The sequence below is a fragment of the Streptomyces sp. P5F9 genome, assembly GCF_057961495.1.
This window is the reverse complement of record NZ_JBXVPZ010001014.1, coordinates 1-754: the sequence shown is the minus strand read 5'-3', so window position 1 is coordinate 754 and position 754 is coordinate 1. Positions and strand designations below refer to the sequence as shown.

Below are 754 nucleotides of genomic sequence, written 5' to 3'. Positions count from 1 at the left end.
CCCCCGCCCCGAACCCCTCCGCTTCTTCGGCACCACCTGGGTGAACCACGACAACGGCTACACCGCGCGCCGCGTCGCCACGGCCGCCGGCTCACTCGCCGCCGCGGCCGCCGCTTGCCTGGTCCTCCGCTTCGCCTACCAGGGCATCCAGATCGCGAACGTAGGCAGCTTCGTCACCCTCCTCGTCATCGTGATGTTCGCGATCTGCAGCGCCCTCGCATTCGGCCACACCTGGGAAACCTTCAGAAAACGCCCCGACCCCGACCGCCAGGCCTCCCTCCGCGGCCTCCTGGGCATCGGCTTCGTCGGCTCCCTCCTCGCCTACTTCTTCCGCTCCCTGGTGGAGGCCCCCGGCGAGAAACTCCACCGCCAGGAGTACGAGGCGGCACTGGCCCAACACGAGAAGCGCACGTCCCGCCGCACCCGCAACCCGTCGAAGAAGCGCCGGGGCGCCTGACGCGGGAGGCCACGGGTTCTGGGCCAGGCGCAGGACTTCAGGCACGGGCAGGTCTCCGGGCACGCGGAACCCTCTGGCTGGGCGAGAGCCGGTCGTACGGCAGCGCGCGACTCCGCGACTCCGCGACTCCGCGGGTCACGCGGTTGCGCGGGTCACGCGGTTCCCTCTTTCATTTCTCACCAAAAACCACCTGCACCCTGCACCCACCCAGGTAACGATGGCCGTATGGCCACCTCCACGAATCCCCCCTCACCCGCCACCCGAGCCCACTCCTTCAACGCCGCCGCAGCCCAGTAC

At 69.9% G+C, this 754-nt stretch carries 1 protein-coding gene; it reads left to right on the top strand.

What is annotated here, in order from left to right; genetic code table 11:
• On the top strand, nt 1-457 hold a 457-nt coding region (locus tag AC31A1_RS52155), incomplete at its 5' end, for an EamA/RhaT family transporter (protein WP_489660035.1).
• Nucleotides 458-754 lie beyond the last annotated feature (297 nt).